General features: G+C 62.3%; 23 protein-coding genes and 2 tRNA genes. 12 read left to right on the top strand and 13 right to left on the bottom strand.

From position 1 onward, the window contains the following. Positions 1 to 144: 144 nt before the first annotated feature. Entirely contained in the window at positions 145 to 630 is a 486-nt protein-coding gene (locus NCT04_RS08555; protein ID WP_250464992.1) for an Rrf2 family transcriptional regulator, read from the bottom strand. 312 nt (positions 631 to 942) lie between these two features. Between NCT04_RS08555 and NCT04_RS08560 the strand changes: the two genes are divergently transcribed. Then, the gene (locus NCT04_RS08560; protein ID WP_250464994.1) at positions 943 to 1,485 is read left to right on the top strand and encodes a group III truncated hemoglobin; all 543 of its coding nucleotides are present in this window, start codon (positions 943 to 945) and stop codon (positions 1,483 to 1,485) included. A gap of 179 nt (positions 1,486 to 1,664) precedes the next feature. On the opposite strand, the gene moaE is transcribed toward NCT04_RS08560, so the two are convergent. From moaE to NCT04_RS08575, 3 genes are read right to left on the bottom strand one after another with little or no spacing between them, the layout of a single operon-like run. Further along, positions 1,665 to 2,129 (bottom strand): molybdopterin synthase catalytic subunit MoaE, encoded by a 465-nt coding sequence (gene moaE / locus NCT04_RS08565; RefSeq protein WP_250464996.1) that lies wholly within the window; start codon positions 2,127 to 2,129, stop codon positions 1,665 to 1,667. A 1-nt stretch (position 2,130) separates the two neighbouring features. Continuing rightward, positions 2,131 to 2,388: a molybdopterin converting factor subunit 1 gene (gene moaD / locus NCT04_RS08570; RefSeq protein WP_244825364.1), complete on the bottom strand. Its 258-nt coding sequence runs from the start codon at positions 2,386 to 2,388 to the stop codon at positions 2,131 to 2,133. Between the two features lie 11 nt (positions 2,389 to 2,399). Further along, the gene (locus NCT04_RS08575; protein WP_350029292.1) at positions 2,400 to 3,638 is read right to left on the bottom strand and encodes a molybdopterin molybdotransferase MoeA; all 1,239 of its coding nucleotides are present in this window, start codon (positions 3,636 to 3,638) and stop codon (positions 2,400 to 2,402) included. Positions 3,639 to 4,100: 462 nt separating this feature from the next. Here NCT04_RS08575 and NCT04_RS08580 point away from each other — a divergent pair, with 462 nt between their 5' ends. The 6 genes from NCT04_RS08580 (at position 4,101) to NCT04_RS08605 (ending at position 9,265) form a co-directional block, all read left to right on the top strand. Continuing rightward, positions 4,101 to 4,646 carry an NUDIX hydrolase gene (locus tag NCT04_RS08580; protein WP_244825366.1) on the top strand — a complete coding sequence of 182 codons (546 nt, stop codon included), beginning with the start codon at positions 4,101 to 4,103 and terminating at the stop codon, positions 4,644 to 4,646. Positions 4,647 to 4,673: 27 nt separating this feature from the next. Then, complete coding sequence (gene aat / locus NCT04_RS08585) at positions 4,674 to 5,405, top strand: leucyl/phenylalanyl-tRNA--protein transferase (RefSeq protein WP_250464998.1); 732 nt, start codon at positions 4,674 to 4,676, stop codon at positions 5,403 to 5,405. Positions 5,406 to 5,510: 105 nt separating this feature from the next. Then, the gene (locus NCT04_RS08590) at positions 5,511 to 6,329 is read left to right on the top strand and encodes an arginyltransferase (protein WP_244825368.1); all 819 of its coding nucleotides are present in this window, start codon (positions 5,511 to 5,513) and stop codon (positions 6,327 to 6,329) included. Positions 6,330 to 6,517: 188 nt separating this feature from the next. Beyond that, positions 6,518 to 7,540 (top strand): quinone-dependent dihydroorotate dehydrogenase, encoded by a 1,023-nt coding sequence (locus NCT04_RS08595; RefSeq protein WP_250465000.1) that lies wholly within the window; start codon positions 6,518 to 6,520, stop codon positions 7,538 to 7,540. A gap of 111 nt (positions 7,541 to 7,651) precedes the next feature. Next, entirely contained in the window at positions 7,652 to 8,443 is a 792-nt protein-coding gene (locus tag NCT04_RS08600) for a transporter substrate-binding domain-containing protein (RefSeq protein ID WP_250465002.1), read from the top strand. A gap of 162 nt (positions 8,444 to 8,605) precedes the next feature. Next, positions 8,606 to 9,265 carry an amino acid ABC transporter permease gene (locus NCT04_RS08605; protein WP_250465004.1) on the top strand — a complete coding sequence of 220 codons (660 nt, stop codon included), beginning with the start codon at positions 8,606 to 8,608 and terminating at the stop codon, positions 9,263 to 9,265. Between the two features lie 19 nt (positions 9,266 to 9,284). On the opposite strand, the gene NCT04_RS08610 is transcribed toward NCT04_RS08605, so the two are convergent. The 4 genes from NCT04_RS08610 to NCT04_RS08625 all read right to left on the bottom strand — a co-directional run bounded on the left by NCT04_RS08610 (position 9,285) and on the right by NCT04_RS08625 (position 13,461). Further along, the gene (locus NCT04_RS08610) at positions 9,285 to 10,298 is read right to left on the bottom strand and encodes a Gfo/Idh/MocA family protein (protein ID WP_250465006.1); all 1,014 of its coding nucleotides are present in this window, start codon (positions 10,296 to 10,298) and stop codon (positions 9,285 to 9,287) included. 112 nt (positions 10,299 to 10,410) lie between these two features. Then, complete coding sequence (locus NCT04_RS08615) at positions 10,411 to 11,169, bottom strand: FadR/GntR family transcriptional regulator (RefSeq protein WP_244825373.1); 759 nt, start codon at positions 11,167 to 11,169, stop codon at positions 10,411 to 10,413. A 492-nt stretch (positions 11,170 to 11,661) separates the two neighbouring features. Beyond that, a complete protein-coding gene (locus NCT04_RS08620) occupies positions 11,662 to 12,813 on the bottom strand; it encodes a glycosyltransferase family 4 protein (protein WP_250465008.1) in 1,152 nt (383 codons plus the stop codon). 123 nt (positions 12,814 to 12,936) lie between these two features. Beyond that, on the bottom strand, positions 12,937 to 13,461 hold the full coding sequence (locus NCT04_RS08625; protein WP_244825375.1) for a GNAT family N-acetyltransferase: 525 nt from the start codon (positions 13,459 to 13,461) through the stop codon (positions 12,937 to 12,939). 422 nt (positions 13,462 to 13,883) lie between these two features. Here NCT04_RS08625 and NCT04_RS08630 point away from each other — a divergent pair, with 422 nt between their 5' ends. The 3 genes from NCT04_RS08630 to NCT04_RS08640 all read left to right on the top strand — a co-directional run bounded on the left by NCT04_RS08630 (position 13,884) and on the right by NCT04_RS08640 (position 18,076). Next, entirely contained in the window at positions 13,884 to 14,924 is a 1,041-nt protein-coding gene (locus NCT04_RS08630) for a DUF1839 family protein (protein WP_250465010.1), read from the top strand. A gap of 975 nt (positions 14,925 to 15,899) precedes the next feature. Then, positions 15,900 to 16,646 carry a Crp/Fnr family transcriptional regulator gene (locus NCT04_RS08635; protein ID WP_244825377.1) on the top strand — a complete coding sequence of 249 codons (747 nt, stop codon included), beginning with the start codon at positions 15,900 to 15,902 and terminating at the stop codon, positions 16,644 to 16,646. 29 nt (positions 16,647 to 16,675) lie between these two features. After that, the gene (locus NCT04_RS08640; protein ID WP_250465066.1) at positions 16,676 to 18,076 is read left to right on the top strand and encodes an undecaprenyl-phosphate glucose phosphotransferase; all 1,401 of its coding nucleotides are present in this window, start codon (positions 16,676 to 16,678) and stop codon (positions 18,074 to 18,076) included. Between the two features lie 75 nt (positions 18,077 to 18,151). On the opposite strand, the gene rpiA is transcribed toward NCT04_RS08640, so the two are convergent. From rpiA to rnr, 5 genes are all read right to left on the bottom strand, one after another. Further along, positions 18,152 to 18,844, bottom strand: coding sequence for a ribose-5-phosphate isomerase RpiA (rpiA, locus tag NCT04_RS08645; protein WP_250465012.1), 693 nt, complete (start codon positions 18,842 to 18,844; stop codon positions 18,152 to 18,154). Positions 18,845 to 18,900: 56 nt separating this feature from the next. Beyond that, positions 18,901 to 19,296 carry a SirB2 family protein gene (locus tag NCT04_RS08650; RefSeq protein WP_250465014.1) on the bottom strand — a complete coding sequence of 132 codons (396 nt, stop codon included), beginning with the start codon at positions 19,294 to 19,296 and terminating at the stop codon, positions 18,901 to 18,903. A 1-nt stretch (position 19,297) separates the two neighbouring features. Then, positions 19,298 to 20,122, bottom strand: a complete 825-nt coding sequence (locus NCT04_RS08655) for an N-acetylmuramoyl-L-alanine amidase (protein WP_250465068.1) — start codon at positions 20,120 to 20,122, stop codon at positions 19,298 to 19,300. Between the two features lie 7 nt (positions 20,123 to 20,129). Beyond that, entirely contained in the window at positions 20,130 to 20,873 is a 744-nt protein-coding gene (gene rlmB / locus NCT04_RS08660) for a 23S rRNA (guanosine(2251)-2'-O)-methyltransferase RlmB (RefSeq protein WP_244825380.1), read from the bottom strand. Between the two features lie 99 nt (positions 20,874 to 20,972). Further along, entirely contained in the window at positions 20,973 to 23,435 is a 2,463-nt protein-coding gene (gene rnr / locus NCT04_RS08665; RefSeq protein WP_250465015.1) for a ribonuclease R, read from the bottom strand. Between the two features lie 255 nt (positions 23,436 to 23,690). On the opposite strand from rnr, the gene NCT04_RS08670 reads away from it, so the two are divergent. Together NCT04_RS08670 and NCT04_RS08675 are read left to right on the top strand one after the other, a co-directional pair. Beyond that, a tRNA-Leu gene (locus NCT04_RS08670) sits at positions 23,691 to 23,777 on the top strand. 137 nt (positions 23,778 to 23,914) lie between these two features. Then, positions 23,915 to 24,001: transfer RNA gene (locus NCT04_RS08675), tRNA-Leu, on the top strand. The last annotated feature ends 198 nt before the right edge of the window (positions 24,002 to 24,199 follow it).

The raw sequence follows: 24,199 nt of genomic DNA on the forward strand, positions 1-24,199 counted from the left end.
GCCGGTTTCAAGCCTCGCTTAGCCGTTTGCGCGCACCTTTTCGCTTGATTTCGAGAAAGCCCGCGCGAGCGTCGGCGCATGAGAATGACCTGTCCGTCCGGTTTTCGTTCACCGTCCGGCCGCGTGCAAAGACTGAACCGCGCGTCAGGCAGACGAGCTTTGCATGCGCTCGACCGATACCGGAATCACGCTCACGATGCCAAGCAACTGCGAGAGCTCATCCGCCGGACGCGCGAGTTCGCCGACCGTATGCTTGTCGAGTTCCGCAAGGAAGGCATCGCGCGCCGTCGCGAAGACGCCGCGCAACAAGCAGGCCGACTGAATCACGCATTGCCGGTGTGCCTTGTCACGCGAAAAACAACCGACGATGTCGAAGTCGCTTTCCATTGTGCGCACGATCTCGCCGATCGTCAGATAAGGCGTGCGCTCGCCAAGCCGCAGTCCGCCATGACGCCCTCGCACCGTTTCCACCCAGCCGAGTTCGCCCAATTGCTGGACTATTTTCATCAGATGATTTCGCGAGATGCCATACGCCTTGGATATCTCGCCGATGGTCGAAAGGCGGGACGGGCGCACGGCAAGGTAAAGCAGGACGCGCAGGGTGTAGTCGGTGTAGTCGGTCAGTCGCATGATGTCACGATGATTTTGTGCGCGGAACACGCGCATCGAGAACAACGGAGCCAGAGGCACGCGGGCAAACGAAGAGCAGACGGCGAAAGCGGCGCGACGCGGGATGCGCGGAAAAACACCGCGCGTGCGCCAGCGACAATGACCTCAACGCGCACATAAGGTCTAACATCCTGACGCGGCCCGCCACGAAAAATTGAACGACCGGTCGGATTATCGCTGTTCAAGACGCGACATTTTGCGACAAAACAGCGCCTATCGTCAGCATAATGTGCTGACGCTTGCGTGTAAGCATCCGCATAACATTTATTTGCCATGACCCTTCACGAATCATCTGCCCGCCCGGCTCGCTTTGCGGAACCGGACGAAGCCAACATCCGCACGCTCGTGGAGACGTTTTATCGCCGTGTCGATGACGATTCCCTGCTCGGCCCGATCTTTTCGCGCGAACTGACGGGCCGCTGGGACGAGCATCTCGCCAAAATGACGACCTTCTGGTCGAGCCTCGTGTTGGGAACGAAGCAGTATCGCGGGAATGTGCAAGAGGCGCATCGGCCGCTCGAAGGTATCGCGCCCGAGCATTTCGCACGCTGGCTTACGTTTTTTCTCGACACCGTGGACGCGCGTTACGAGCCGGCCGCCGCCGTGCAGTTCATGGAACCGGCGCTGCGGATCGCGCACAGTTTGCAATTGAGCAAGTTCGGCTGGGATTACAAGATTCCCGACGCGCAGCAGGAACTTCTCGCGGCGCTCAAACGGCAGCGCACCGGCGGCCGGGAAGAGCCGCGTTTCGCAAAGCGGCCATCGGCGGAAGCGTTTCCAGCGAGATTCGTGGGACGTTCGGCGGATACGAAGTGACGCTCGCGGCGTTCTTCCTCGCCGATCACGCTTGTCTTGCCGCCCAAGGTTTTTGGCTTTTACCCGTTTGCGAGCGCTCTTAGCGCGATTTCGCGTGCCGCTTTTGTCTCGCCAGTCACGCGGTAAGCGGTTTGACTTATCCGCGGATCGTCGCCTTTTCCTATGACCATCGCCGCGCTTTAGCTTTTCGGCTTTTGCCAGCGAGCCAGCGCCGTATCATCCGATTCGCGCGCATCGACCCAGCGCTCGCCCGCGTCGGTTTTTTCCTTCTTCCAGAACGGCGCCCGCGTTTTCAAGTAGTCCATGACGAAGGCGCACGATTCGAACGCCTCGCCGCGATGCATCGCCGTGGTTGCGACCAGCACGATCTGATCGAGCGGCTTCAGTTTTCCCACGCGATGCACGATCAGCACGTCCGACCCAGGCCAGCGCGCACGCGCCGACTCGGCAATCTCGTGCAGCGATTTCTCCGTCATGCCGGGATAGTGCTCGAGCTCCATCGTCTCGACCGCGCTGCCTTCGTTCAAGTCGCGCACCGTGCCGACGAAGCACGCCACCGCGCCCACTTTCGGATTGCCCGCTCGCAGCGCGGCGACTTCCGCGCCGAGATCGAAATCCGCCTCCTGTACGCGCACGATCGTCATGTCAACCGCCCGTGACCGGCGGGAAAAACGCCACTTCGCAGCCATCCGTGATGCGCTGCGACGGGTCCGTCATGACGTGATTGCAGGCCATGCGCAACGCACGGCCTTCGGCGAGCGTTTCGGCCCACGCGCCGCCGCGCATGCGCAGCCAGGCGCGTACATCGCCGACATTCACGACGGTGTCCGGCACGCTGACCGTCTCGTTCGCGACACCCAGCGCTTCGCGCACGCTGGCAAAAAATCTCAGTTCGATATGCATTTGATGGCCTTCTACCGCATCAACTCTGAAAAGGGAATGAAGCGCACCGTCTCCCCCGCGCGGATGGCGTGATCCGGCGGATTGTCGATGAGGCCGTCGCCCCACACGGTCGAAGTCAGCACGGCGCTGCTTTGATTGGGAAAGAGATCGAGGCCGCCTGCGTCGTTCACGCGCGCGCGCAGGAACTCGTTGCGGCGGTCGCCCTTCTTCTGGCTGAAGTCGGCACGCATCGAGTAGACGCGCGGCGCGACGTCGCTCGCGCCTGCCAGCCGCAGCAGGAACGGCCGCACGAACAGCAAGAAGGTGCAAAAGCTCGACACCGGATTTCCCGGTAGGCCAATAAAATACGCTTCGCCGAGCGCGGCATCCGAACGTCGCACGTTGCCGAACGCGAGCGGCTTGCCGGGCTTCATCGCGATCTGCCACATGGCGATGCGTCCTTCGGCTTCCACCGCCGGTTTCACGTGATCTTCCTCGCCGACCGATACCCCGCCGCACGTCAGAATCAGATCGTGTTCCCCGGCCGCGTGGCGCAGGGTTTCGCGCGTTGCGTCGAGACGATCCGGCACGATCCCGAGGTCGGTCACGTCGCAACCGAGTTTCGCAAGCAGCGAGCGCAGCACGAAGCGATTCGAGTTGTAGATGGCGCCGGGCGCGAGCGGCTCGCCGGGCATGCGCAGTTCGTCGCCGGTAAAGAAGATGGCGACGCGCACGCGCCGCACGACATCGAGCGCGCCGCAACCGACCGATGCCGCGAGACCCAACGCTTGCGGCGTGAGGCGCGTGCCCGCAGGCAGGATCGCCGAACCGCCGCGGATGTCCGCGCCTTGTTGCGTGATCCATTCGCCAGCTGCGGGCGCGTGCGCGAACGCGACGCTGCCGTCGTCCGCCGCACGCGCCATTTCCTGCATGACGACGGTATCGGCGCCCGGAGGCACCGTCGCGCCGGTGAAGATGCGCGCGGCCGTGCCTGCCGTGAGCGGCGTGGCGGCGTGGCCAGCCGGAATGCGTTGCGACACCGGCAGCGCGCGCGGCGCGGCCTCGCTTGCGCCGGCGAGATCGGCGGCGCGGACGGCGTAACCGTCCATCGAGCTGGTGTGCATTGGCGGAACGTCTAGCGGCGACGTGACATCGGCGGCAAGGACGCGGCCGAGCGACGCCGCGGCATCGAGCGTATCGATGCGCTCGGTGCCATCGACCCGATGCGCGGCGTCGAGGAGAAGACCGAGCGCTTGCGCGGTCGCGAGCATCGGGGGACGAGGAGAAGTGGACATGGAGTTCGTACGGAGCGATGCGCCCGTCAATCGTGAATGGGGAGTAGCTGGCAACGTCAGCCAACCATTGTAGCGAGATGGGCGGTGAGGCGAAGCGCTCTGGCGTTCGCGGTCGTTCGCGTCGTTCGCGTCGTTCGCGTCGTTCGCGTCGTTCGCGTCGTTCGTGTCGTTCGCTTCGTTCGCTTCGTTCGCTTCGTTCGCTTCGTTCGCGTCGTTCGCGTCGTTCGCGTCGTTCGCGTCGTTCGCGTCGTTCGCGTCGTTCGCGTCGTTCGCTTCGTTCGCTTCGTTCGCTTCGTTCGCTTCGTTCACTTCGTTCGCGTCGCCTGCGCGAGTTCCGCCCGACCAACCGATCACGCCCCCGCTTTCCGCCTCACCCGCCCTTCATGACGACCCCCAAGCCGGTGATACACTCGCACCACACTTCCCACGTCCATTTCCATGAAATTCTGTTCCGTCTGCGGCCACGAGGTCGCCCTTTCGGTCCCGCCTGGCGACAACCGCGAGCGCTTCGTCTGCGGCAGTTGCGGCACCGTTCACTACCAGAATCCGCGCAACGTCGTCGGCACGGTGCCGGTGTGGGACGACAAGGTGCTCTTGTGCCGCCGGGCAATCGAGCCGCGCTACGGCTACTGGACCTTGCCGGCAGGCTTCATGGAAATGGACGAGACCACGAGCGAAGGCGCATCGCGCGAAACGCTCGAGGAAGCAGGCGCGCGCGTCGAGATTCAAAGTCTTTTCACGCTGCTCAACGTGCCGCACGTGCATCAGGTGCATCTGTTCTATCTCGCGCGTCTGCTCGATATCGAAATCGACGCCGGCGAGGAAAGTCTCGAAGTGCGTCTCTTCGAGGAAAGCGAGATTCCGTGGGACGAAATCGCCTTTCCGACCGTCGGCCAGACGCTGCGTTTCTTCTTCGCCGACCGCGCCGCGGGCAACTTCACGCTGCACACGGGCGACATCTTCCGCACGCTGCGCGAAGGCTGAGCGCCTCGCGCATCGACTGCTTCGACCATGGTTCCCTGGCTCGCCGACGACGATCCGTTCCCGCCCGTCGAGCGCGCGCTCGGCGCATCGAGCGGCGCGCCGGGTTTGCTCGCCGCGAGCGCGGAGCTCTTGCCCGCGCGTCTCGTCGATGCCTACCGGCGCGGCATCTTTCCGTGGTATTCGGACGGTCAGCCCGTGCTGTGGTGGAGTCCCGATCCACGCATGGTGCTGGTTCCGGACGAGTTCAAGGTTTCCGATTCGCTGCGCAAGACGCTCAAACGCGTGTCGCGCGAGCCGCTCTGGGAAGTGCGCGTGGACGACGACTTCGCCGCCGTGATGCACGCGTGCGCCGACACGCCGCGCGACGGTCAGCGCGGCACGTGGATCACTTCCGAAATCGTTGAGGCGTACTCGACGCTGCATCGCGCGGGCAAGGCGCACAGCGTCGAAACGTGGTTCGACGGGCGGCGCGTCGGCGGGCTTTATGGCGTGTCGTTCGGCAAGATGTTCTTCGGCGAATCGATGTTCGCGCACAAGACCGATGCCTCGAAAATCGCCCTCGCCGCGCTCGTCGCGCACTTGCGCCGCCATAAAATTGGGATGATAGACTGTCAGCAGAATACGGCGCATCTGGCGTCGCTGGGCGGCCGCGAGATCGGCCGCCGCGCGTTTGTCATGCATCTGCGTCACGCGGTCGAAGATGCGCCGATTCCCTGGCGCTTCGATAAATCGGTTCTCGCGGAACTGATCGAGCGCTAGACGACGACGCAAGGACACCGGAACGGAACCAGGCACCGGACAGGCATCAACCAGGCAACCAGAAACCAGCAACGACGAGACGCCCGCGAGACGAGAGCCGCCAACGTGACACATCCGAACGAGCTGCCGCTGTCACCGCTTTCCGCGCTGCAATTCTATGCAACAGCGCCCTATCCTTGCAGTTATCTGGAAGGACGCGTGGCACGCTCGCAAGTCGCGACGCCCAGCCATCTCATCAATTCCGACGTCTACACCGAACTTGTCAAAGCCGGCTTCCGGCGTTCCGGCGTGTTCACGTATCGCCCGTATTGCGACGGTTGCCGTGCCTGCGTGCCGGTGCGCGTGCCGGTGGCGCGCTTCGCCCCGAACCGCACGCAACGGCGCGTCTGGAAGCAGCACGGCAATCTCGTCGCGAGCGTCGCGCCGCTGCATTACGACGAAGAGCACTACGCGCTTTATATGCGCTATCAATCGGCGCGGCACGCGGGTGGCGGCATGGATCGCGACAGCCGCGACCAGTACGAACAGTTTTTGCTACAAAGCAGGATCAATTCGAGGCTCGTCGAATTCCGCGAGCCGGGCAACGCGGACACGCCCGGCGCATTGCGCATGATCAGCATGATCGACATTCTCGGCGACGGGCTTTCGTCCGTGTACACGTTCTTCGAGCCGGGCCTGCCGCACACGAGCTTCGGCACGTTCAACATCCTCTGGCAGATCGAGCAGGCGAAGAGCCTCGACTTGCCGCACGTGTATCTCGGCTACTGGATTCGCGAAAGCGAAAAGATGGCATACAAGGCCAACTTTCGGCCGCTGGAAGGGCTGATCGATGGCCGCTGGTCACCGCTCGATCCCGCAACGACGCTTTCCGCCGGAACCCTGCCGATGCCGGGCCGCATCCACAACGTGAGTCAGCCGAAGTAGCCAGCGCCTCGCGCGCGGCAACCTTGCGCTTGACGTTCGGAAAGCCCCATCGGCAGGAAACAACCGCTTCCCCGGATCGCCGCACCTCGCCGACAAAAACTCGCGCCGCAACCATCCACTCCGGCGCCCTCTTCAAAGCCGCTAAAATAGCGGGTCTCAAAAAACTCGCCGTCGGAGGCGTTCACTTCGTGTTCAGCTCCCTTTACCCGCTCGCGCGCTCGCATCTGTTCAAGATGGACGCGGAAGACGCTCATCACCTCACCCTGCGCATGCTGGGCGCGGCCGGCCGCACCGGACTCGCCGGCATGCTTGCCAAACGCGGCCCCGACTCGCCGCGCAACGTGATGGGCCTCGCGTTCCGCAATCCCGTCGGTCTCGCGGCGGGACTGGACAAGGACGGCGCGTGCATCGACGGACTGGCGGCGCTCGGCTTCGGCTTCATCGAAGTGGGCACGGTCACGCCGCGCGCGCAGCCGGGCAACCCGCGGCCGCGCATTTTCCGGCTGCCGGAAGCGGGCGCGCTGATCAACCGCATGGGCTTCAACAACGGCGGCGTCGAACAGTTCGTCGCCAACGTGCAGGCGGCGCGCTATCGCGGCATCCTGGGGCTCAATATCGGCAAGAACGCCGATACCCCGATCGAACGCGCCGCCGATGACTATCTGTACTGCCTCGAACGCGTCTATCCGTTCGCGAGCTACGTGACGATCAATATCTCGTCGCCGAACACGAAGAATCTGCGGCAGCTACAGGGCGCGGGCGAACTAGATTCGCTGCTCGGCGCGCTCAAGGACAAGCAGCAGCGTCTGTCCGATCTTCACGGCAAGCTCGTGCCGCTCGCGCTCAAGATCGCGCCCGATCTCGACGACGAGCAGATCAAGTCGATCGCCGGAACCGTCCTCACGCACGGTATCGACGGCGTGATCGCCACCAACACCACGCTCTCGCGCACCGCCGTCAGCGGCATGCGGCACGGCGAGGAAACCGGAGGCCTGTCGGGCCGCCCCGTCTTCGATGCGTCCAACGAGGTGATCCGCAAGCTGCGCGCCGAACTGGGCGCGGATGTACCGATCATCGGCGTGGGCGGAATTTTCTCGGGCGAGGACGCGCGCGCGAAGCTCGCGGCGGGAGCATCGCTCGTGCAGATTTATACGGGGCTGATCTACAAGGGACCGGCGCTCGTGCGCGAGTGCGTCGAAGCCCTTGCGTAGGAATATGGAAATAAGCAAACGATCTTACGCATCGCTTGCCTTTTATCTATGATGCCGCACCTGCAAAGCACGGCTCGCCGTCGCGATGAAATTCAAGAGGAATAAAACACGATGAAACTGTCCACGCTCAAGAAAGTGCTCGTCGCCGGTCTGATCGGCGCGTCCCTGTCGGCTGCGGCGCATGCCGAAGACCTGCTCGATTCCGTCAAGCAACGCGGCACGCTGCGCGTCGGTCTGGAGGGCACCTTCCCCCCGTTCAACTCGAAGTCGCCGCAAGGCGAGCTGGTCGGTTACGACGTGGATATCGCCAAGGCGGTTGCCGCCAAGCTCGGCGTAAAGCCCGAGTTCGTGACGACAGAGTGGAGCGGCATCATCGCGGGTCTGCAGGCTGGCAAGTTCGACGTGATCGTGAATCAAGTCGGTATCACCGATGCGCGCAAGGCCACGCTCGACTTCTCGCCCGCCTACACGTACTCGAACGCGCAGCTGATCCAGCGCGCGGATGACAAGCGCGAATTCAAGTCGCTCGACGAACTGAAGGGCAAGAAGCTCGGCGTCGGTCTCGGCACGAACTACATGGACATGGCGAAGTCGGTGCCGGGTATCGATGTGAAGACGTATCCAGGCGCGCCCGAATATTTGCGCGATCTGGCAGCCGGCCGTCTGGACGCCGCGCTCAACGACCGTCTGATGCTCGCCTATCTGCTGAAGAACTCGCAACTGCCGCTGCGCACGGGCGCGAATCTCGACAAGGGCAGCCCGTCCGGCATTCCGTTCAAGAAGGGCAACCCGAAGTTCGCCAAGGCGATCGACGACGCCATGACCCAGCTCGAACAGGACGGCACGTTCACGAAGATCTCGCAGAAGTGGTTCGGTATCGACGTGACCAAGCCCGCAAAGTAAGCCTCGTTCCTGCGCGCCGAAAGGCGTTGCGGACGTTACGAGCGTAACGCGCGGCTCGAGGGCGGCATCGTCTGACGGTGTCGCCCTTGTCTTTTTCGCGCGCGGTTTATGATGTGCGCTTTGCGCGGCAACCTGCCCGCTCTCCTTCCTGCTTCCCCGTTCATGTCCACGACCTCCCTGCTCGTTCAATCGGCCCCGGTGCTGGCGCAAGGCGCGCTACTGACGATCAAGTTCGCGCTTTATTCGATGTTCTTCGGACTCATCGCGGGCGTCGTCCTGGCGTTGATGGGCATCAGCCGCAGCCGCGCGCTCGTCGCCATCGGCCGCTGCTATGTGAGCGTGATGCGCGGCACGCCGCTGCTCGTGCAGATCTTCGTGATCTACTACGGCCTGCCGAGCCTCGGCATCTCGCTCGACCCGACGCCCGCAGGCGTGATCGCGCTGTCGGCGAACGTGGCGGCGTATCTTTCGGAAAGCATGCGCGGCGCGATTCTCGGCATATCCAACGGGCAATGGCTCGCCGCCTACAGTCTCGGTTTGTCGCGCGCCCAGACGCTGCGCTACGTGGTCGGGCCGCAAGCCTTGCGCATTGCGGTGCCGAGTCTGTCGAACAGTCTCATCAGCCTGATCAAGGATACGTCGCTCGTCTCGGTCATCACCGTGACGGAGTTGCTGCGCAGCGCGCAGGAAGTGATTGCGGCGACGTATCAGCCGTTGCCGCTTTATCTCGCGGCGGCGTTCGTCTATTGGGTGCTCTGCAGCGTGCTGGAATTCGTGCAGCGCAGGTTCGAAAGACGCCTCGCGCTGCCGGGCCGGCATTGAGCTGCATGGGCGGCGAACGCTAATCTGCCTCGAACGGGAAGCGCACGTTCAGATCGCGCCGCGCGGCATCGATGATGGCGATCATGCGCATCGACATGGCGTGCGGCATGATCGGGCTTTCGGTGGCGCCCGCGCGCAGCAGCTCGCAGAAGTGCGCGGTCTCGTAGTTCAGGCCGCCGCCGCTGAAAGGCTCGTCGAGTTCGACGCGGCGTCCGTCCGTATAAACGATGCTTGCGCGCGCCGGGTTCCACCAGTTCTCGTGGATCGTCACCGTGCCTTGAGTGCCGCCGATGAGCGCATCGCCACGACCTTGCAGATCGAGCCCGCAGAATATCTGCGCGATGCCGCGCTCGTGGCGCACGTTGAGGCTCGCGAAGACATCCACGCCCGTTTCGCCCACGCGGCCGATCGTCTGCACGTCGAGCGCCTCGCCGAGCCAGTCGACCGCCAGAAACGCTTCGTAGACGCCGATATCGAGCAACGCGCCGCCGCCCGCTTCGAGTGAGAACGACGGATGATCGAGCGGCACGCCGGCTATCGAACAGCCCGCGCGCACGAGTCCGATCTCGCCGATGGGATCGCGCGCAAGATGCTCGCGCAAACGGCGATAAAGCGGATAGAACGGCGGCTTCATCGCTTCCATGAAAAGCAGCTTGGACGCGCGCGCGGCGTCGATCATGGTCTGCAAGGTGCGCGCGTTCACGGCGGCCGGTTTCTCGCAGAGCACGGGCTTGCCCGCCGCCAAGGCACGCAGCGCGTATTCGGGATGACTGTCCTGCATGGTTGCGACATAGACCGCGTCGATCTCGCCGAACATGGCGTCGAGGTCGTCGAAGGCGCGCGCGCCATGCGGTGCCGCCAGCGCGCGAGCGGGTTCGGCGCGTCGTGACCAGACGCCCGCGAGTGCCGCGCCATCGACATGCCCCAGGCTTTCGGCAAAGCGCCGTGCAATGCGTCCCGCACCCACGATGCCCCAGCGGATCGCGTTCGTCTTTCCCGTGTTCGTCGTCGTGTTCGTTTCGGTATTGCTCAAAGCCGGTCTCCCGCGAGATGTTCATCGTGGGAGGCATTGTGCCTCAAGGAACCGCGCGGCCAAATGCAAAAAGCCGGGACAGGTCCCGGCTTTTCACGCGATACGGACGCCGTTACGCGCCTGCCGGAGCATTCACGCTCGGCGGCTGCGCCGGATACTGCGGGCTCGAGCGCTCGAGCGAGAACGCGCGGCCCACTTCTTCCGCCGCGAGATCGACGAGTGCGCGCGTCGCGCGTTCGGCTGCATCGGTATCTTTCGATTCGATGGCTTCGACCACGAGCCGCTGCGCCGCAAGCGTCGCTTCACGCACCGACTCGATGCCGTCGACGATCGGATTCACCGTGACGAGCGCACCGCGCACGATCGCCGTCATCTGGCGAAAGAACTGATTGCCGCTCGCCGCCACGATACGCGTATGCAGCACTTCGTCGGCGGCCTGATATTCCGGCTCGCCAACCTGCAATTGCGAAAGCGCGTCGAAGGCATCGCGAATGCCGGCGATCTCATCGGGCGTCGCGCGGGCTGCTGCCAGCGCGGCGGCACGGGGTTCGATCAGCATGCGGAATTCGATTACATCGCGCAGAAACGTCTGATCGGGCTTCGCGCGAAAACGCCAGCTCACGACATCTTCGTCGATCAGGCGCCAGTCGCTCATCGGCCGGATGCGCGTGCCGGTTTTCGGCCGCACGTCCAGCATATGCCGCGCGAGCAGCATGGAGAGCGCTTCACGCATGACGGTCCGACTTACGTCGAACTCCTTCGAGAGGATGTCCTGCGGCGGCAATATCGCCCCATATTTCTGCTCGACGATCCCTGAGACGAGTCCGTCCATGACCTTCGCCACCAGCGATCGCTCTTTGTTTTCATCCATCTCGCTTCTCCCCTTTGTCGCCTGTCCGTAGCCATGTGTGTTCGTCGTGAACACGCTGTTTGCTCAGAGGCGCCGAGGCACGGCGACAACCGACTGGTCCGGTCGTCGTGCCTGATACGTTGCGTCTTCGTTGCACCGAAAACCAGTTGGGAATTTCCTGACAGGGTATTCCCTCTGACGGGGTGCAATCGCCACGTCGCCGCCCTTCTTGCTGCATGCCCTGAGTGCTGCACTCGCGCCGCGCGCGCGCCGGCATTCGTCAGGGAAACTGAAGAATGGCGACGTCGCAGCGCGGCGCGAGCGTTTTTTTGCGGTCCGTCCGAAATGCGAACCGGTCATGCAAGCATTTGAGCAAGCATCTCGTATGCGTTCTGTGCGACCGCGAACGCTCGCCCGATTCGATACCCCTTTTGTATGACACTCGCGCGCTTTATGCGGTACGTATGCGCGTTTTCGTCGTGCACCACTTAGTTCATTCGTCGGTCTATTCGCTCATACGGCGCCATCGGGCGCGCGCGTGCGACGCGGGCCGACCGGCATCGCGCGCGGCCGTTGCGAAGCGCGTTCCGCGAGCGTTTCCTGATAGATCGTCAGGTATTCGTTGCTTACGCGCTCGACTGAAAGCTGATGCAGATTCTGTCGCGCGCGCGCCGACAGTTGGCCGCGCGCCTGCGAGTCGAGCAGCAGCCAGCGCAGTTTCGCCGCCGCCTCGGCCGGATTGCCATCGGGCACGAGCACGCCCGCCGCGCCGCCATCGAGTAATTCGGGGATACCGCCGATACGCGTGGCAACGATTGCGCATCCTGCCTCGCGCGCCTCGGCGATCACGAGCGGACTCGGGTCCTGAAGCGACAGCAACGCGAAGACATCGGCTTCGGCGAGATACGGACGCGGGTCCGCGACGAAGCCGGTGAAATGCACCGTCGCGCCCAGATCTAGCTCGGCGGCGAGCGTTTCCATCGCGCTGCGATCGGGCCCGTCGCCTACTAGGTACAGATGCGGCTCCGGTATGAATTCCCGGTCGTGCATCGATTGCTCGCGCAACAGCGCGAATGCATGCAGCAAATCGGTAATACCCTTTCTTCGATACATCCCCGCCACGCAAACCACATTCGGATGCTTCAAACGCAGGGGTTTCGGCGCGGGACGGCACACGAGCCGCGGCGCGCCTATCGCACCATTGCGCACGACCGAAAGCCGCTCGGCCCCGATACCGCGGGCGACGAGATCCTTCGCGACCGCATCGCTCACGGCGACCATGCGATCGCCCGAGCGCACCAGCGACGCGCTCTTCTGCAATTCATGGTGCACGGTCGTGACGAGCGCGAAGCGGCGGCGCATGCTGCCAAACCGCGAGATCAATGCGCCCGTCATCATGTGCGCGTGCACGATATCGGGATCGAATCGGTCGATAAGGCGATTGAAGCCCGCGATCATCGAAGGGACGCGCCAAGGCTGGCGCGACTGTTGCAACGGAATATGCGTGATGCCGTGACGTCGCAAGAGCGGCTCGAATCCGCCGCCGGATGACGCCACGATTACCTCCTGCCCCATGCGCGCCTGCATGCAGGCGAGATCCACCATCATGTTGACGGTGCCGTTGCCAATCGTCTGTGCGTGGTTGGCTAGATGGACTATTCGCATGTGGGTTCGGCACGCGCGACCTTGGTCGGCCCGCGTGTCCTGGATTGCCTTTCGTTTTTACAGCGTGGAATTCGTTGGATCGCGCGCGCCGCCTTAACGGCCAAGCAGCGCGCGCAAAGCTGCTTACAGCAACTCGTAGGTGTTGGCGTGCAGTTGCGCCTTGCTGGCGCTCGCCGTTTCGCGCGCCGTCTGACGGCTCTTTCGCGTCAGGCCGATGTACGGCATGCCGTGTTCGAGGAACGGACCTTCGGTCTTGCGAAAGCCGAACGCTTCGTAAAAGCCGCGCAGACTCACAGGCGCCGTGAGACGCACGCCGCGTCCGGGCCAACGTTCCGCGGTCACTTCGAGCACGCGTTCGATGAGCGCATGCGCGGTGCCATCGCCGCGACGCAGCGGGCTCGTCAAGATCTTGTCGACGACGACTTCCGGGTCTTCGGCATCGCCTTCGTGAATGCGCGCATAGGCGAGCACGGGCATCGAACGAGTCATGTCTTCGGCTGCGAAGACATGCACGCCGCTTTCATCGCGGCCATCGGGATCGAGGTGCACATGCGACTGTTCGACGACGAACACCGCACTGCGTGCGCGCAGAATCAGATAAAGCTCTCGCGCAGTGAGCTGTTCGAAATCAAGGGCTTTCCAGTTCATCGTTTTATTCTCCATGCTCGGGCCGGATAAAACCGGCGTGGCGACCATCACACGTTACGTCCCGGTGAGCCAACATTCCGTGCGGCGGCGCACCGACGATAGCCCTTGCAGCCCCGTCAAATAAGGCCAACCGCACGCAAGGCGTCTCGGGGAAAAAGACGCCTTCGAACCTAAAACCGCATACACGGGCCGCGATGCACCGTTCGCCGCCCATAAGTGCATGCAACCGTGCACCCGGCGCGATTTCGTGCATTCGCATGCACCGATAGCGCTCGCTTCATGCGGCACCTTCATGGGAAAATCGAGATGCTTACCGCCGTCGACCGCGACTCGGGCGCGCAAAAAAACGAAAGCAAAAATGACTGCATGCCCGGCCGCACGGGCGGTATCGGACGCCGTCCTTACTGCTCAGAGGTCAACGCATGAGCGCGTTCCACACCGGCGGTGTGACGGGTTCCGACGCAGGCCGTTCGCGCGTCGTGCAACTCGACCCCTTGCGCCTGCGCGCGCGGCGGCATCACGCGCATGCGTTGCATCGTGGCGAGCGCATCTGGCGCGACGGCGCGGGACCCGTCGATCTCTGGATCGAGCTTCTGCATGGCAATGGTCTCGAACCGCGCGCGGCACTCGCGTATAGCGTCGCGCAAGACTTCGAGGACGACCAGTTCACGCTCGGCCGCATTACACCGGAAGACATCGAAAAGCTTTACGGCCTGCAAGTACAGGAGCTTTCAATCTTCCATTCGCTCGAAGAACGCGCGCTCGTGCAGACGCGCCGCGCAAACACCGTGCTGATCGAAACGGATGCGTTCTTCTTGCCCGACACGCGGTCGGCTTCCTACCATCGCGAGCATGCGAAGACGACTATCGGCATCGATGTGATCGATCCCAATGCGCGGCGTCTCGGCTACTTTCATCACACGGGCTACCATCTGCTCGATGGCGATGACTACAACGGCGTGCTGGGCTTGCCCGCCAGCGACGCAAGCACCTTGGCCGCGACACTTTTCCCGCATGTCGAGTTCGTCAAGCGTGTACGTGAACCGCTTACCGGAACGGCCTTGGCGGAAGCATCGGCCGATCTGTTGTGCGCGCATTTGCTGCGACGTCCTTTGCACAATCCGATCACGCGCTGGCGTGCTGCCTTTCCCGAACATGTCGATGCCATACTCGCGCGCGGTGACGCTTACACGCAGCTCTACTTCGCAAACGTAATGCGACAGCTCGGCGCGAACTTCGAACTGCTTGCGCACTACCTGCAATGGATGCGCGAGCAAGGCTTCGACATACCCGTGCAAACGCATACCAGCGCCCGCAAGATCGCAAGCGAGACCATGGTCATGCAATGCCGTCTCGCTCGCTCGCTTTCACGACAACATCGCGAGCTTTGCGAAGCCTCTTTCGATGTTCTCGAAGATGCGTATTCGCGCGTAGTGCCGCCTCTCGCCGCTATCGTCTGTTGAACATTTCATAGCATGATTCATGAGATGCGCCCTTTGCGGCGCCCTCATTTCGAGCCTTATTTCAAGGGGTTTTCTGCTTGCTCCAATCTCTCGGCGACATGGCACGCCAAGTGTGTTAGTCAAATCTCACGCTGCTTTGCGCTGTGTTCAACGCTTCACGCGACACACAAGCGCTCGAAGTTGTCCTCGATGAAACATTTCTGAATTCTTCCCTCCGCGTAATCCGGCGTTGTCGCAAAGCACCAAACCATCAATTGTCACGCAAACGTTTTACGCTGAATCATCGTGATGATGTTCGTTGAAGCATGCTGTGCAAGCCTCGTATGGGCCGATGTAAGCCATCACGGCCGACATGAAGATCGTTCACCGTGATGCTTATCGCGTGAGGTTTCCACATCGCGCAAGAGCCGCAACGTTTTGCCCTTGAACGCGAATCACGACCATGCACGGCTTGCATGTCGCAAAGACATACGCAGCAAGGCTTTGCGGATAAGCAAGCGAATCATCCACGAATGCACGTTCGCTTGCCCACGAAGCCGATGGAACACGGATGAATCAATTTTCAAACTCCCTACGAAAGAGGGAAGGTTTGCAACCTGATGTCTCCTCAAGAGCCCTGTCGCGCGGTAATGCGATATGACCAATCCTTCATTCGGGGGGATCGCAACAATGCTACGTATTGGGTCGCATACGTATTCCTAAGACCAGCAATGTTCAAAACTGAAACAAAAACGCTTCGCTGCACTGCATCACAAACGGCGGATTTGCACTGAGGCCCCGCCCACATTGACGCTCGCCGCATTGGCACAGTCCTCGCTAAAAGAGTGTCGCCACCCGATCGACGCAATCAACCAAATCAACTCATGCGCGACACAGGAGCTACGGGGCTGATGTGAAGGACGGAATGTGTTGGATAACGTTCACATCAGTAAATAAAAGAGTGAAGCGCACTGCGCGAGCTACGAGAGAACAACCATGCTGACCCTCCAGTCCGACCTGCACGGCAACCATTTGCTTGGCGCGCTTCCGGCGCACGAATGGCAAGCACTGACTCCGCATCTCGAGCTCGTTCAATTGCGCACCGAACAGCTGCTGTGCGATTCCGGCCAGCGCATTCATCACGTCTATTTCCCGACGACGGCCATCATCTCGTTGCTGCATACCATGGAAGATGGCGGTTCTGTCGAAATCGCGGCGGTCGGCCGCGAAGGCATGACGGGCGTGCCGGTGCTCACGGGCGGCGAAACCATGCCGACGCGCGTGCAAGTGCAGTGCCCCGGCTTCGCGTATCGCATGAGCGCGCAAGCCCTGCGCGACCAGTTCGCGCGTTCCGACTTCCTGCGCCGCCTGATGCTTCTCTATATGCAAGCGCTGCTCACGCAAGTCGCGCAGACGGCCGCATGCAACCGCCATCATTCGCTCAATAAGCAACTTTGTCGCTGGCTTCTGATCGAAATCGATCGTACGGCGTCCAACGAACTACAAGTGACGCAACAATTAATTGCCGATATGCTGGGCGTACGCCGTGAAGGCGTGACCGAAGCAGCCGGCAAGCTGCACGATGCGGGCCTCATCCATCACAGCCGCGGCTGTATCAAGGTGGTGGACCGCGAAGGGCTCGAAGCCCGCGCCTGCGAGTGCTACGGCCTCGTGAAGCGTGAATTCGACCGCCTGCTGCCGCGCATGCGCGTGCAGGAAAACGTCTCCGTTCCCAGCGCCTGATAATGCAGATGCAAACTAAAAATCGCGATATGTTCGCCCGCTCGGCACGTTGTCTCGACGTGTTCCTGATCATCGCAGGCGGGGTGATTGCGCACTTCATGCGCTTCTCCTCGCTCGATTTCAGCGATGTCGAAAAGTTGCTGATCGCGTTCAATTGCGTGCTCGCCCTCTTGCTGTTTCCGGCGTTCGGCGTGTACGAAGCCTGGCGCGGCAAGCCGTTGCCGGTGATGCTCGCACGCGTGACGCTCGCCTGGGTCGCGGTGGCGGCGGCGGCGCTTTTGCTGGCGTTCACGCTGCATCGGATGGATCTGGTCTCGCGTCTGTGGTTCGCTTATTCCACGCTGATTTCCGGCGCGCTGATCGTCGTCGCGAAGTGCGCGGTCTATCTGAGCCTTAGAGCCATGCGTGGCCGCGGCTTCAACCAGCGCACGGTGGCGATCGTCGGCGCGCAGGGTTTCGCGCGCACCTTGCTCGCGCACCTCAGCAGCACGCCCGAACAGGGTTTTACGCCGGTTTGCCTGCTCGATACGACCGGCGACGAGGAATTGCACGCGAGCGGCGTAGGCAGCACGCTGGGCGCTTCCATGCGCATGCCGGTGCTCAACGACTTCGACGAACTCGTCGAGAAAGTGCGCCGTGAAGAGATCAACGAAGTGTGGCTCGCGCTGCCGCTTTCGCAAGAGCACACCATCTACCGCTTCGTTCACGCGCTGCGCCATGACTTCGTGAATCTGCGTTTGATTCCAGACACCCGCAGCATCTCGCTCTTCAATCATTCGATGACGGATATCGCCGGGCTCGCCACCATCAACCTGACGACCTCGCCGGTCAGCACGCTGCAAATGTGGCCGAAGATGCTGTTCGACCGCCTGTTCGCGGCCGCCGCGCTCTTGGCGCTGTCGCCGCTCATGATCGGCATATCGATCGCGGTGAAGGCTACCTCGAAGGGACCGGTTTTCTTCACGCAGAACCGCAAGGGCGCTGACGGACGGCCGTTCCGCATCTACAAGTTCCGTTCGATGGCCGTGCACAAGGAAACGAGCGGCCACGTGACCCAGGCAACGCGCAACGACCCGCGTGTGACGAAGATCGGTGCATTCCTGCGCCGCACGAGTCTGGACGAGCTGCCGCAGTTCCTGAACGTACTGTTCGGACATATGTCGGTGGTGGGCCCGCGCCCGCACGCGCTCGAACACGACGACTTGTACAAGGATCTCGTCTACGGTTATATGTTCCGTTACCGCATCAAGCCGGGCATTACGGGTTGGGCGCAGGTGAACGGCTATCGTGGCGCGACAGAAAAAGTCGAGAAGATGCAGAGCCGCGTGAAGTTCGACCTGTTCTATATCCACAACTGGTCGTTCTGGTTCGACATCAAGATTGTCGCGATGACCATGTTCAAGGGCTTTATCGGACGTAACGCGTTCTAATTTTGCCTTTGGATAAAAAATGGCCCGGACATTCCGGGCCATTTTTGTTTGAGCGTGCTGCCTTCGAGCGGTTTTTTATGCCGCGTAGTCGATACGTTCGACGCCCTTCTCCGTGCCCAGCAAACACACATTCGCGCCGCGCGCCGCGAACAGTCCGACGGTCACGACGCCCGGCCACGCGTTGATCTGCGCTTCGAGCGCGCGCGGGTCGGTGATGGAAAGCCCCTTCACGTCGATGATCTCGTTGCCGTTGTCCGTGATGAAGGGTGAACCGTCCAGCGTCACGCGCACGATCGGCACGCCCCCGAGCGTCACGAGCTTGCGGCCGATAGCCGTGCGCGCCATCGGCACGACTTCGACGGGCAGCGCGAACTTGCCCATTACGTCGACGCGCTTGCTTGCATCGGCGATGCACACGAACACGTCCGACACCGACGCGACGATTTTCTCGCGCGTGAGCGCGCCGCCGCCGCCCTTGATCATCGCGCCGCTGCCGTCGATTTCATCGGCGCCGTCCACGTACACGGGCAAGTTTTCGATTTCGTTGAGATCGAACACCTTGAAACCATGCGCTTCGAGGCGCGCCGTGGTCGCGAGCGAACTCGATACCGCGCCGCGATAACGCGCTTTCGACTTTGCGAGCGCATCGATGAAGCAATTAGCGGTGGACCCCGTGCCAACGCCGATGATGCAGCCTTCGGGCGCCTGCGCGTCGACATAGTCGGCGGCGGCCTGGCCGACCAGTTGCTTGAGTTCGTCCTGAGTCATGATGGTGTTGCTGCTTTCGAGGTGAGAATTCGAGTCCAAGGGAGCATCTTGCTCCGCTAAGCGAACGCGTGCAGGAAACCGAGCGGATCGTGCGTGCGCGCCACCGAAGCGATGAACGCGAAGACGACGATGGCGAGCACGCCGAAGATTGCCCGCGAGGTTTTGGTGCGGCCGCGTTTGAGCGCAAACGTCCCGAGCACGATATAGACGACGAGGCCCGCGATCTTCGCTGCGAGCCACGCGGCATTCGCGTCGAAGCCGATGATGACGACGAGCGCGATGGCCGAGATGAGCAGCACGGTATCGACGATGTGCGGGACGATTTTTACCGCGCGCTTTTGCAAGAGACGCGAATCCGCGAGCATCCAGATCCAGCGCAGCAAGAAACCGGCGATGCTCAGTCCCGCGCAGGTCATATGGAGCGCGCGAAGCGGCAGAAAGTAGTCGCTCATGTCAGGGCAGATATTTGTCGATGAGCGCGGACGCGATGGCGTCGCTTTCGGCATCCGCGTCGCCCGCATAGTCCGACGGGCGAAAGTGCATCTGGAACGCGCCGAAGACGCGGCGCGTTTTTTCGTCGAGGACACCGTCGGTGGCGACATCGTAGCCGTAACGTTTGAGCTTTTCCTGAAGCGCGCGGACATCCGTGGGCGCCTTCGGCGCACGGCCGGCGAGATGCGCGGCGACCGTGGCATCGTCGGGCCATGCGCCGATGCCCACCTGGTAAAGCGTGTGCCACGGAAAAAGCGGACCGGGATCGATCTTGCGTTGCGGTGCGATATCGCTATGGCCGACGACGCGCGTCGGCGGAATGCGATAGCGCGTGACGATATCGCGCGACAGCTCGATGAGCGCGTCGATCTGCGCGGGCGGATAAGGTTGCCATCCGCGGCCGGACGGCGTGTCGATGGGCCCGAGATTCACGTTCTCGATCCCGATGGACGAAGCGTTGAGTTCCGTCGCGCCTTGCCAGTAACTCAGCCCGGCGTGCCACGCGCGCTGGTCTTCCGGCACGAGTTGATAGACGACCGGCTCGCCTCGTTCGATACGCGGGGCATCGGGGACGACGTAATGCACGCTCACCTGATCGCCGGTCAGGACCGAGAGAGACTTCGCTTCGTCGATCTCGGTGTAGTGCATGACGAGAAAGCGCACGCGAGAGTCGGCGCCTTTTGCGCGGTGCTGAGTGTCGGCGAGGTAGGTGCCGCGGTCGATCATGGTGGTGGTGCAGGCGGTGAGCGCACAGGCGCAGATCAGGGCGGTCAGGCGGGACAACATTGGCACGTTACTTCTTCACACTTCTCTGCCGCACGGCCTCGAATAAACAAACCCCGCTCGCCACGGACACATTGAGACTTTCCACCGCGCCGGCCATCGGGATATTCATGATCTCGTCGCACGTCTCGCGCGTGAGACGGCGCATGCCTTCGCCTTCCGCGCCCACCACAATAGCCACCGGGCCGTCCAGCTTCGTTTCAAAGAGACTCGCTGACGCTTCGCCCGCCGTGCCGATCACCCACACGCCCGCATCCTTCAATTCGCGCAGCGCGCGCGCCAGATTCGTCACGGTGATGTAGGGCACGCTGTCCGCCGCGCCGCTCGCCACCTTCGCCGCCGTTGCGTTCAGCCCGGCGGAACGGTCGCGCGGCGCGATCACGGCATGCGCGCCCGCCGCATCGGCGACACGCAGACACGCGCCGAGATTATGCGGATCGGTGACGCCATCGAGCACCAGCAGAAGCGGCGTGCCGGTCACGCCATCGAGCAATTCGGCCAGATTCTGCGCGAGCGGCAAGTCTTGCCCGCGCGCCACCACGCCCTGATGCTGAATGGTGCCCGCGAGCCCGAACAAGCGCGATTCCTCGGCTGCGATCAGGCGAACGCCCGCTTCCTTCGCGGTCCGCAGAAAATCCTGCATGCGCCGGTCCTTGCGCGAAGGGTCGTACAAGACCTCTTCGATCGACGATGCATCCGCACGCAAACGCGCGGTCACTGCGTGAAAACCGTATAGAACCTTGAGACGTGACATGACTGATCCAAACCTTCGTGAAATCCATAAAAGCATGACGCGGTCCGAAGCTCGTGGCGTCGGACCGCGCGATTGCCAGCTAGCGCCCTGAAGCGCGTCTTATCGTTTCTTGCGCGCCGGCCTGCCCTGCGCCGATGACTTCGACGCCACGCCACGCTTTCTGGCCGCGCCACCGCGCGTGGCCGACGCCACCGCCGCGCCCTTCTTCGTGCCGCCACGCGCACGCGTGCCGGTGACGTCGTCGTCGAAAGCGCGGATGCGCGGACCGCCCGCATCGCCGCCCGATGCATGCTCGGCGCCCGCATTCGCGGACGGACGCGGCGCCGGCGGTTTCACCGGCGTGTCGCGCACGAGACGGAAGTCGATCTTGCGCGCATCGAGATCGACGCGGCCCACCTGCACGCGCACACGATCCGACATGCGATACCGGATACCCGTGCGTTCGCCGCGCAGTTCGTTCTTGATCTCGTCGTACTGGAAGTAATCCGAGCCCAGTTCGGTGATATGCACGAGCCCTTCGATAAACAGCGAATCGAGTTGCACGAAGATGCCGAACGACGTCACGCCGTTCACCATGCCGCCGTATTCCTCGCCGAGCTTGTCGCGCATGAAATAGCACTTGAGCCAGGCTTCGACATCGCGAGAGGCTTCATCGGCGCGACGTTCGTTCGACGAACAATGCAGCCCGAGTTCTTCCCAAATCGCGACGTTGTTGCGCGAACGGCCGCGGGACTGATCGTCGTTCTTCTGCATCTCGCGCGCGGCTTTCGTGAGGCCGGTGCTGAGCGATGTGTCGTGACCCACTTCGGGCAGATACTTCTTGCCCTGCAAAATGGCGTAAATGGCGCGATGCGTGAGCAAGTCGGGATAGCGGCGAATCGGGCTCGTGAAGTGCGCGTACGCCTCGTAAGCCAACCCGAAGTGACCGATGTTGTCCGGGCTATACACCGCTTGCTGCATGGAGCGCAGCACCATCGACTGGAGCATCTGCGCGTCGGGCCGGTCGCGGATCTGCGCGATCAGCGCGGCGTAATCGCTCGCGTGAGGCTTCGCGCCGCCCGTCAGCGTGAGACCGACGCCACGCAGGAACGTGCGCAGGTTTTCGAGCTTCTCCTCGGTCGGTCCCGCATGCACGCGGTAGAGGCCCGGATGCTTGTTGCGCTTCAAAAAGTCCGCCGCGCAGACGTTGGCCGCCAGCATGCATTCCTCGATCAGCCGATGCGCGTCGTTACGATGACGCGGCACGATCTGCTCGATCTTGCCCTGCGAGTTGACGACGATATACGTCTCGGTGGTGTCAAAATCGATTGCGCCGCGCTTCTGACGCGCGGCGTGCAGCGCCTTGTAGACGCCGTAGAGATCCTGCAATTGCGGCAGGATCTCGGCGCGGCGCGCGGCTTCCGGTCCCTTGGTGTTCGTGAGCACCGCGGCGACTTCGGTGTAGGTGAGACGCGCGGCCGAATGCATCACGCCAGGATAAAACTGATATGCCTTGATTTCGCCGCGCGCGGTGATGACCATGTCGCACACGAGCACGCAACGGTCGACGTCCGGGTTCAGCGAACACAAGCCGTTCGAGAGCTTTTCCGGCAGCATCGGGATCACGCGACGCGGAAAGTACACCGACGTGCTGCGGTCGAGCGCGTCGACATCGAGTGCTTCGTTCGGGCGCACGTAATGCGACACGTCCGCAATCGCCACGAGCAGCCGGAAGCCCGAACCGCGGCCCACGGAGATGGGCTCGCAATACACGGCATCGTCGAAGTCGCGGGCGTCTTCGCCGTCGATCGTGACGAGCGGCACATCGCGCAAGTCCACGCGATGGCGTATGTCCACCGGACGCACTTCGTCGGGCAGCTTCGCGGCGGCGGCAAGCGCGGCGTCGCTGAATTCGTGCGGCACACCGTACTTGCGCACGGCGATCTCGATCTCCATGCCGGGATCGTCGATATCGCCGATCACTTCGGCCACGCGGCCGAGCGGCTGCGAATGACGGCTCGGGAAATCGGTGAGATCGACGGACACCACTTGCCCGACCTTCGCCTTCTTCGGGTTCTGCGTGATGAGAATGTCGTGACCGATGCGCTTGTCTTCCGGCACGAGAATCAACGCGCCATTCTCGTTGATGAGCCTACCGATGATGCGCTTGTTCGCGCGGTCCGTGACCTCGACGATATGCCCTTCCGGCCGGCCGCGCCGGTCGAAGCCGACGATGCGCGCAAGCACGCGGTCATTGTGCATGACCTTCTGCATTTCGCCGTTGGGAAGGAAGAGATCGTCCTGGCCGTCGTCGCGGATCAGGAAGCCGAAGCCATCGCGATGACCTTGCACGCGGCCTGCAACGAAGTTCGAAGGATGCGTGAGCTGGTAGTGACCGCGCTTGTCGAGGCGGATTTGCCCGTCGCGTTCCATGGCCGCCAGTCGCTTGAAAAATCCTTCGCGCTCCTGGCGCTTGATCGACAATGCCTCGGCGATGTCGTTCGCGGCATGCGGAGTCTCGCTCGTGCGCAGCACGCCGAGAATCTCTTCGCGGCTGGGAATCGGATACGGATATTTGCTCAAGGGCTTGATCGTCTTTCTTCTCGTTTAGATGGACTTTCGCGGAACTTTGCAGCCTTCAGTGGCGGGCATCGTTGCGGATCATTCTAACACCCGTATTCGGGCCCTCATGAGGCTCGCAGGCGCTTGAGCATGCCGCGGCGAGGATCACGCTCGCGCTGCGAATCGTCGAATGGAAATGCTTGACAGACGCAATCCGGTCGATATAATGGCGTTCTTTGCTGCTCACGAAGCACAAAACGCAGTACACGCACCCTTGCCCAGGTGGCGGAATTGGTAGACGCACTAGGTTCAGGTCCTAGCGGTGGCAACACCGTGGAGGTTCGAGTCCTCTCTTGGGCACCAAGATGTTTGAAAAAGCCACCTTCGGGTGGCTTTTTCTTTTTATGCGGAAGTCCTGCTTCCGGCGGCGCTCCATAAAAGCGCAGTTGGTTGACACGGCGACCGTTACCGCTAGAATAGCGGGCTCGCTGTACCCCTTGGCCCAGGTGGCGGAATTGGTAGACGCACTAGGTTCAGGTCCTAGCGGTGGCAACACCGTGGAGGTTCGAGTCCTCTCCTGGGCACCAAGGTCTCTTTCAGCGTTTTGCAAACAACCCCACGAATCAACGCGTGGGGTTTTTTGTTTCCGCGCCTTTTCTTTTCAAATCCTATTCAATTTTCTTACGTCGTCTATTCGATCTTCTGTTGAATCGAATCGATTCGAATCATTCGCGCTTACGATCACGATTTAATCGCGCTTATTCGTGCCACGCGCTTTCTTGACC

The organism is Caballeronia sp. GAFFF2 (assembly GCF_023631485.1).
Taxonomy (GTDB): Bacteria; Pseudomonadota; Gammaproteobacteria; order Burkholderiales; family Burkholderiaceae; genus Caballeronia.

Bases quoted from the DNA above. Each gene is read 5' to 3' on its own strand.
- NCT04_RS08615 (WP_244825373.1), bottom strand. From the start codon at position 11,169: ATGGATGAAAACAAAGAGCGATCGCTGGTGGCGAAGGTCATGGACGGA.
- moaD (WP_244825364.1), bottom strand. From the start codon at position 2,388: ATGCATATCGAACTGAGATTTTTTGCCAGCGTGCGCGAAGCGCTGGGT.
- rlmB (WP_244825380.1), bottom strand. From the start codon at position 20,873: ATGTCACGTCTCAAGGTTCTATACGGTTTTCACGCAGTGACCGCGCGT.
- aat (WP_250464998.1), top strand. From the start codon at position 4,674: ATGGTTCCCTGGCTCGCCGACGACGATCCGTTCCCGCCCGTCGAGCGC.
- moaE (WP_250464996.1), bottom strand. From the start codon at position 2,129: ATGACGATCGTGCGCGTACAGGAGGCGGATTTCGATCTCGGCGCGGAA.
- NCT04_RS08655 (WP_250465068.1), bottom strand. From the start codon at position 20,122: ATGTTGTCCCGCCTGACCGCCCTGATCTGCGCCTGTGCGCTCACCGCC.
- NCT04_RS08650 (WP_250465014.1), bottom strand. From the start codon at position 19,296: ATGAGCGACTACTTTCTGCCGCTTCGCGCGCTCCATATGACCTGCGCG.
- NCT04_RS08605 (WP_250465004.1), top strand. From the start codon at position 8,606: ATGTCCACGACCTCCCTGCTCGTTCAATCGGCCCCGGTGCTGGCGCAA.
- NCT04_RS08575 (WP_350029292.1), bottom strand. From the start codon at position 3,638: ATGCTCGCGACCGCGCAAGCGCTCGGTCTTCTCCTCGACGCCGCGCAT.
- NCT04_RS08635 (WP_244825377.1), top strand. From the start codon at position 15,900: ATGCTGACCCTCCAGTCCGACCTGCACGGCAACCATTTGCTTGGCGCG.
- NCT04_RS08625 (WP_244825375.1), bottom strand. From the start codon at position 13,461: ATGAACTGGAAAGCCCTTGATTTCGAACAGCTCACTGCGCGAGAGCTT.
- NCT04_RS08620 (WP_250465008.1), bottom strand. From the start codon at position 12,813: ATGCGAATAGTCCATCTAGCCAACCACGCACAGACGATTGGCAACGGC.
- NCT04_RS08555 (WP_250464992.1), bottom strand. From the start codon at position 630: ATGCGACTGACCGACTACACCGACTACACCCTGCGCGTCCTGCTTTAC.
- NCT04_RS08630 (WP_250465010.1), top strand. From the start codon at position 13,884: ATGAGCGCGTTCCACACCGGCGGTGTGACGGGTTCCGACGCAGGCCGT.
- NCT04_RS08600 (WP_250465002.1), top strand. From the start codon at position 7,652: ATGAAACTGTCCACGCTCAAGAAAGTGCTCGTCGCCGGTCTGATCGGC.
- NCT04_RS08580 (WP_244825366.1), top strand. From the start codon at position 4,101: ATGAAATTCTGTTCCGTCTGCGGCCACGAGGTCGCCCTTTCGGTCCCG.
- rpiA (WP_250465012.1), bottom strand. From the start codon at position 18,844: ATGACTCAGGACGAACTCAAGCAACTGGTCGGCCAGGCCGCCGCCGAC.
- NCT04_RS08560 (WP_250464994.1), top strand. From the start codon at position 943: ATGACCCTTCACGAATCATCTGCCCGCCCGGCTCGCTTTGCGGAACCG.
- NCT04_RS08640 (WP_250465066.1), top strand. From the start codon at position 16,676: ATGTTCGCCCGCTCGGCACGTTGTCTCGACGTGTTCCTGATCATCGCA.